Genomic DNA, 7,877 nt, shown 5'->3' with positions numbered 1-7,877 from the left:
AATGCGTCGATCAGGGGAGCGAAGTCGGTCCCCGCGTTGGCGAAAATGAACTCAATTCCCCGCTCGGCCAGACGTTCCAAGTAGGCTTGCGCCACGCTCTCCACCGCTGCTGTCTTAGCTGCCATGATAGTGCCTCCCGTCACCCGTAGGATGGCCCTCCTCTCCTGTAATAATTTTACCACCCACCACAACTTAATGAGGTCAGGCGAGCTAGGTCTCGACCATGCAAGGCCTCCCTCACCCGGCCATCGGCCACCCTCCCCTGAAGGGGCGAGGGGAATAGAGCAATGCTACTGTCATTTACGGTGCCGACAAGGGGTAGTGGGGCTCAGGCGGATAGGCGGGTGGGCACTGCGGTATGGATGCTCCGGATGGGGATGTGCGATGTGGATACGCAGGCGAAAGACGGGTGGGAATCTGCGGAAAAAACGAACGCCGCCCCTTCAGTGGAGGAGCGGCGCTATTGATCGGCTATGACCTGCAATACTGCTATGCCCTCCGCACAGCGTCGGGGCGTAGAACTGGGGGAGAACCGGCATACCTCGACTCCAGACAGCGGGCGATGGCGGAGAAGAGCTCGTTCCTGTCCACCGGCTTCAGCACGTAATGCGGCACCCCGATCGATTCGGCCTCCATCAACTGCCGCGCCTCGGAATGGGCGGTCAGGAAGATGAGCTGGGCGAACTCGTCCTCGCGGCGGATGTCCCTGGCCATCTCGATGCCGGTCAGGTAGGGCATGTTGATGTCGGAGATGACCAAGTCCGGCAGGTGCAGCCGGTAAAGCTCCAGCCCCCGCCTGCCGTTCTCTGCGGTGTAGATCTTCGCCCCCGGGTACTTCATGGTGAGCATCCTGCCCAGCGTCAACCTCGCTACTTCCTCGTCTTCCACCAGCAACATCCTGATCCCGCTGTCGTCATCGGATACTTTGTGCATACGATACCTCGATCCTGAATTCAGCGCCGTGGCCATGGTTTGCTGCGGTTACCTTGCCGTTCATGTTCTTTTCGATGATCGCCTTGGACATGTAAAGCCCGATGCCGGTGCCGCGGTCGGGCCCTTTGGTTGTGAAGTACGGGTCAAAGATCTTTTCCAGGATATGGTCGGGGATGCCCCCCGCGTTGTCACGGATGGTGACCACCACCCGTTTCTGCTCCTGGGTGAGCGCCATCTGGATGCGCGGGTCCTCGATCATCCGCTCCACCAGGGCGTCCCTGGCGTTGAGCAGGATGTTCAAAAGCACCTGGGAGTACTCGTTGGGGTAGCCGTGAATCACCGGATCCCCCGACGATACCAGGTCCAACTCTATCTGATGGGGCTTAAGAGAAGCATCCACAATGGAGGTGACCTTTTCGATCACCTGCCTCACGCGGAAATCCACCATCTCCTTTTCCGGTGCGAAGAAGTTCCTGAAGTCGTCGATGGTGCGGGACATGTGCCCGATGATCTGCATCACGTTCCCCACCGAATTCTCCAGGTGCTCCTGGTTGCAAAGGCCAAGCTCGTTGGAGACGGAGAGTTCCTGGACCACGAGCCCCAGCGTGTTGAGCGGCTGGCGCCACTGGTGGGCTATGTTGTTGATCATCTCCCCCAACGCCGCCTGCCGGCTTTGCTGGATGAGCAGCCGCTCCTTCTCCCTCAACTCCTCCACGGCCAAAAGCCGCTCCAGGGTCTCCTCCTGCAGGGCGAGCTCGGCGTCGCGGCGCCGCTCCTCCCGGGAGAGGTTCTCCAGGGCGAAGGAGAGATCGGCCCCCATCTGCCGTAGCAGCGCCACCTGCTGATGGTCGAAGAACCCGACCTCCCGCGCGTACAGGGTCAAGGTGCCGATCACCCTCCCCCCTTCCTTCAGCGCGATGGCGGCGATGGCCCGTATGCCGTGGGGCTCGGCCCGCTCCTGCCACGGCAGGGTGCAGGGATCGTTCTGGAAATCGTTGCAGACGTAGTAGCTGCCGTTGCGGATGGCGATGCCGCTGGGGCCGGTCCCCTCGGGGGTATCGTCCACCGTGAGGCGCAAGTCCTTGAGGTAGTCGGTGGCGCCGCTGGAAGCGGTGATGTGCAGGCGCTTGGTCTCGTCCAGGAGTCCCACCCAGGCAAGCAGGAAGCCCCCCTGTTCGGTGGCGATCCGGCAGAAATCCCTGAAGAGCGAGGCCCGATCGGTGGCTCGGACGATGGCCTGGTCGATCTCGTTCAGCACCATGTAGAGACGGTTGAGGCGGCGCAGGCTCTCCTCGATCTCCTGGCGTTCAGCGATCTCCCCCATCAGCACGTCTATGGTGGAGGCGAGCTGCTCGGTCCGCTCACGCACCCGGCGCTCCAGTTCATCGTTGCCGCGCCGCATCGCCTCGGTCAGCCGCTTCTGCTCGATGGCTATGGCCACCTGGTCGGCTACCGTCTTCATGAGCGCGAGATCGTCGGCAGAGAAGCTCGACCGCGAGCTGGTCCCGAAAGAAAGGGTCCCCAGCACCCGTCCCCGTGCCACCAGGGGGTGGACCGCGTAGGCGAGCACTCGGTAGGACCGGATCAGCTCGGTGCGGGGGGCGGTAGAGTCGGGGAGATCCTCGATCACCACCGGGCTCCCCGCCTGCGCCACGCAGCCGCAGACCGCGCTCCCGTAATCGATCCTCTCGATCTTGCGGGCGTCCTCCACCGAGATCCCTGCCCAGGCGTTGAGCAGCAGGCTCTCTTCCTTCTCCTCGGTCAGGAAATTGAGGAAGAGCTGGCAGTCGAGATACTGCATCACCCTGCGGCAGATGGCGTCCACCACGTCTTCCGGCGAATCACTCGCCAACAGCTCGCCGGCGGACTCCGCTAGCAGGTTAAGGCGCTGGTTGCTGTGCTGAAGCTCTACCTCCGCCTGCTTGCGCAGGGTGATATCCATCAGGGTGATCACCGTGCCGTCGATCGCCCCTTCGGCGGTGCGATAGGGGAACACCCGCAGGACGAAATGGCGATCCTCATCGAATAGCCGCACCTCCCGCTCCAGGGGGAGCAGCTCTTCCAGTTTCCCCTTGCCGTCCACCAGCTGCTCGCAGTCGAGGAAGGCGGCCAGGTGGCGGAAGGAGCGGCCGATATCGGCGGGGGCCAGGTCGAAGATGGCCGCCATGGCGGGGGTGTAGCGCTTGATCCTCAGATCAAGGTCTAGGAACAGGGTGGCGATCTGCGAGCTGGTCAGCAGGTTGTCCATGTCGTTGCTGGCCCGGTGCAGCGCCTCCACCTTTGCCCGCAGCTCGGCGTTGATGGTGGCCAGCTCCTCGTTGAGGGCCTGCAGTTCCTCTTTGGAAGCCTCCAGCTCTTCGTTGGCAGCGTGCAACTCCCGGTTGGCCGACTCGAACTCCTCGTTGATGGAGATCAGCTCCTCGTTGGCGGAGAGATAGCTCTCATGCGAGGTCTCCAGCTGCTCGGAGGTGGCCAGAAGCTGCTGGTTGAGGATGTCGACGTGCTCTTCCAGGCGGCGGATCCGTTCCTGGGCTCCCCCCTCCTCCGCGCCAGAGGAGTGAGCGGCACTGGTAACAGTCTGGCGCGGCAGGGAAGGCCCTGATTCGAAGACAACCAGGGAGAGCCTTTCACCGACGGCCGATGGCAAGGGGTGAGCGGTCACGTTGACCGTTTCGCCGGCGGCGCCAGCACCGAAATCGTCCAGGTTGATGGCGGAGAAGAGCACCGGCTCCTTTTCCGCCAGCGCGCGGTAAATGGCCGCCCGCAGAGCGGGACGGAGCTCCTCCCTGGCCATCTTGAGCAGATCGCGGGTCGGCTCCCCCACCGGAAGGGACAGGAAGCGGTCGGTCCCCCGGGAGGCGTACATCACCTCGTACCTGTCGTTCACCACCACCCATGGGGGGAGGTAGCGTGCCGTCATCATCCTCTCGGCGACCACGGCGGCATCGGTGTGTGGCCCCTGCTCGGCGGAGGGTTCCCGCCCGGCGAGCGGAGCGGGACGGAAGGCTCCCAGCGGGAACCAGTCGCCGGCACGGCGCACCCCGCCGAGGGTGCGGTAGATCTTCCACTTCTTGTCTACCGGCGCGAAGAGATCGACATGCGACCCCAAGGTCTCGGTGGACCCGAGGAAGAGGAAACCGCCGGGCTTGAGGATCTGGTGGAACAGGGCGATCAAGCGTCTCTGCAGGTCGGGGGTGAGGTAGATCAGGAAATTGCGGCAAACGAGCAGGTCGAGACGGGAAAAAGGAGGGTCCTTGATGACGCTGTGATGGGCGAAGACGATCATCTCTCTGAGCGGCTTGCCCACCCGCCACCCTTCGTCAACCTTGCTGAAGAAGCGATTTAGCCGCTGCTCCCCCAGCAGGGAAACGGACCGGTCGGAGTAGATGCCGCAGCGTGCCCGGGCGATGGCGCTTTGGTCGAGATCGCTGGCGAAGATGTGGACCTTGTTATCGAGGCCGTGCTCGTCGAGGAACTCCCTGACCAGGATGGCCATGGAGTAGGCTTCCTCGCCGGTGGCGCAGCAGGGGTGCCAGATCCGCACCGGCTCATCCGCGGCGCGGCCGGCGAAGAGAGCAGGAATGATGTCGCGCTCCAGGATGGCGAAGGCATCGGGATCACGGAAAAACCCGGTCACCCCGATCAGGATTTCCTGGCAGAGGGCGTGCGCCTCCTGGGGGGTCTCCCTGGTCAGCAGGGAGAGGTACTCTTCCAATCCGTCAGCGTCACGGACGGCCATGCGCCGCTCGATCCTGCGCATCACCGTGTTCATCTTGTAGGAGGTGAAATCGTGACCCGTGCCGGCTTTGACAGCTTCCAGGATCGCCCAGACGGTCTCGAAGCGGCCTTCCGCAGGCTCGCTCCCGGAACGGGCAGCACAGTTTGTCTGGAGTTTCACGTTCCTGGTCATGAGGTTTCCCTCTCAGGCCACCGGTGAGCGAATGTTTTGAGAAAGCATCATTGATAATACCAAATTTTTTTCATTTATAAAAGCATTTAGTAAGTTTTCTTTAAAACACAGCGTACTCACCCAGCGTCAACCATCTTCCGTCTCGACAGTTCGAAGTCAATGCAGCTATCCCGCCACCCGTTTTAGGCAATGATAAATGGCGCTTACAGAATGGGCGCAATCAGTGGACGATATTTTATGATTATTTTGGAGATCTCTTGGAAAGGGGGACAAGGAGCGCTAACGACAGGTTTTGTCGGCGAAATGTTATTACATTTTTCAAATTTACTTTTCTGTCGATGGGACAATGGACCGAGAACACGAAGTTTCCGGTGGACAGCTGCGACCATTTTAGGAGGACAGTGTTACCTCATCGCGGGAGAATGTCCGGGGCCTTCAGCATCTCTTCACCACACCCAGCAGCATTTCGATGATACCTTGGGGAGGAAGGACATGCTGTACTGCCTTCAGCTTCACGGCCTCCGCCGGCATGCCGTACACCACACAACTCTCCTCGTCCTGGGCAATGGTCAGCGCCCCCCGAGCCTGCATCTCCTTGAGCCCCAGGGCACCGTCCGCCCCCATGCCGGTCAACAAAACACCGACCGCGTGGTTGCCGTACCTTTCGGCGACGCTCAGGAAAAGGTGGGTGACCGACGGGCAGAGGTACTGACCTGGCTGGCGGGGAGTAAGCAGTATCCTTCCCAGACCGTCCACCCCCATCTGGGAGCCGCCGGGGGCGACGTAGACAAAACCTGGAGTGACCGACTCCGCCTGCTCCCCTACCTTGACCTTCAATTCGCTGGAACCGGACAGCCACTCGGCGAAGCCGCCGATGAACTCCTCGGCCATGTGTTGCACCACCAGCACAGGGACCGGGAAATCGGCCGGCAGGGAGGAGAGGATGTTCTGGACCACCACGGGCCCCCCGGTGGAGGCCCCGATCGCCACCACCTTGACCCGTGCGACCTCCTCGACCCTCGCTACCTGGGGCGCCTCCACCCGGCTCCTGCGAGCTGACCTGCGCACGACCTTGACCTCGGACATCAGCCTGACCGTTTGCAGGAGTTCGGCTGCCGTCCGGGCGTGGTCGGGGTGGCCGAAGCCGGGCGGTTTCAGCAGGATGGCGAGGGCGCCCGCCTCAAGGGTTCTGAAAACGGCAGAATCGGTCTGGGGGTCGAGGGTAGAGGTTACGATCACCACCGGGGTGGGATACTTCATCATGATCTGCCGGGTGGTCTCGAATCCGTCCATGCCCGGCATGTGGACGTCCATGGTGACCACGTCCGGGTGCTTGTGCTCCAGGGCGGCCAGCGCCTCCAGCCCGTTTCTGGCGGTCCCGATCACCCGGACCTCCGGGTCGGCCGACAGGATGTGTTCAATCAGTTCCCGCGCCACGGGCGAATCGTCGACTATCAGCACCTTGATCATGGCACCCTCACTCGATCAGCACAGCCGTTTCACTACCTCCAAGAGGTTGCTCTGGTCGAAACTGCTCTTCACGATGTAGGCGTTGGCCCCTGCGTCGATGCCCCTTTCCCGGTCCTCACGGCTCCCCAGCGCGGTGACCAGCACCACCGGGAGTTCCCCCAGGGCCGCGTCGTTTCTGATCCTGGTCGTGAGCTCGAAGCCGTTCATCCTCGGCATGTCAACGTCGGAGACCACCAGGTCGAACTGGGCGCTCTTCAGCTGGGTGAAGGCGTCGATCCCGTCCACCGCGGTAGTCACCCCATAGCCGGCCGACTCCAGGATGTTCTTCATCAGGGTACGTGAGGTGATGGAATCCTCCACCACCAGCACCTTCCGCCCCGCTGCCGCTGAGCCTTCGGTGGCCGGGAGCGGTGGCGCCGCGCCTGACATCCTGCCGGAGGCCGATTTCATCAGGTCCGCAACGTTGAGGATGGGCGCCACCCTGCCGGAGCCGAGCACGGTGGCGCCGGCGATGTTACGCACCCGGGCCAGCTGCGGCCCGAGACTCTTCAGGAGCACCTCCTGCTCCCCCAGCACCTCGTCCACCTGGAACGCTATGCTCCGCTGCGCCGCGGTCACCACCACGGCCTGCATCTGCTCAGGCAGAGCGCCTGCCGGTGCCGGCAGCTCCAGCACGGCTCCCAGCCGTTGCAGGGATACCACCGCGTCTCCCATGGTGACCGTCTCACGATTTTGCACCGTCTTGACCTCTTCGCGCCTGAGCCTGACCGCCCGCTCAACGTGGGTGGCCGGCAGCACGAAGACCCGGTCGGCGACCCGCACCAGGATGCCCCGGAAGGTCGCCACGCTAAGCGGCAGCAGGAGTCGGAAAGTCGCGCCTCGCCCGGGCCCGCTTTCCAGTGATACGGTCCCACCCAGTTTTTCAACCTTCTCCTTGACGATGGCCAGCCCCAGCCCGTGCCCGGAAACGTCGGTGATGATGGGACTGGTGGAGAGCCCCGACTGGAACACGAGGGAGAGGAGCTCGGCGTGGCTCAGCGTGCGCAGCCGCTCGGGGGAGAGCGTCCCCAGCTTGAGCACCGCGCTTCTCACCTCGCTGGGACTGATCCCCGCGCCATCGTCGCTGACCACTATCTCTGCCTTGTCGTCCTTGGGGGCGATGTCGATGGTGATGCTGCCGCGCCGCGGCTTTCCCTTGGCCTCTCTCTGCTCCGGTTTCTCGATGCCGTGATCGATGCTGTTTCTGACCAGGTGGATGAGCGGGTCCTTCATCTCGTCCAGGATGCGGCGGTCGATCTCGATCTCCTCACCGCGGATATGGAGGTCGGCTTCCTTGCCGCTGTCACGGGAGAGATCGCGCACGATCTTGGGGAAGGTTTCCAAAAGCGACGAGAAAGGGAACATCATCGCCTTCTTCACGTCCGCCAGCAGGTTGTCCACCATCCCCCCCAGCCACCTGCTGTCGCGTTCCGCGGCCTTGGCCTGGCTGGTGCAGCGCGTTTCCAGGGAGGCGATGAAGGCGCTGTTCCAGGAAAGGAACTCCAGCACCCTGCGCAGTTGGTAG

At 62.8% G+C, this 7,877-nt stretch carries 4 protein-coding genes; all 4 read right to left on the bottom strand.

The genetic code is table 11. The annotated features are described in order from the left end of the window. Window positions 1-489: 489 nt before the first annotated feature. Window positions 490-933 carry a response regulator gene (locus VJ604_RS05780; protein WP_324080561.1) on the bottom strand — a complete coding sequence of 148 codons (444 nt, stop codon included), beginning with the start codon at window positions 931-933 and terminating at the stop codon, window positions 490-492. Next, entirely contained in the window at window positions 914-4,843 is a 3,930-nt protein-coding gene (locus VJ604_RS05775) for a CheR family methyltransferase (protein ID WP_324080559.1), read from the bottom strand. Before VJ604_RS05775 ends, VJ604_RS05780 begins: the two co-directional genes overlap by 20 nt. A 435-nt stretch (window positions 4,844-5,278) precedes the next feature. Then, window positions 5,279-6,313, bottom strand: coding sequence for a chemotaxis-specific protein-glutamate methyltransferase CheB (gene cheB / locus VJ604_RS05770; RefSeq protein WP_324080557.1), 1,035 nt, complete (start codon window positions 6,311-6,313; stop codon window positions 5,279-5,281). 15 nt (window positions 6,314-6,328) lie between these two features. Next, a partial coding sequence (locus VJ604_RS05765; RefSeq protein ID WP_324080556.1) for a hybrid sensor histidine kinase/response regulator occupies window positions 6,329-7,877 on the bottom strand: 1,549 nt, incomplete at its 5' end.

This window comes from Geomonas sp., assembly GCF_035254065.1.
GTDB lineage: Bacteria > Desulfobacterota > Desulfuromonadia > Geobacterales > Geobacteraceae > Geomonas.
Note: the sequence above shows the minus strand (reverse complement) of the source record. Positions and strands in the feature narration are given on the sequence as shown.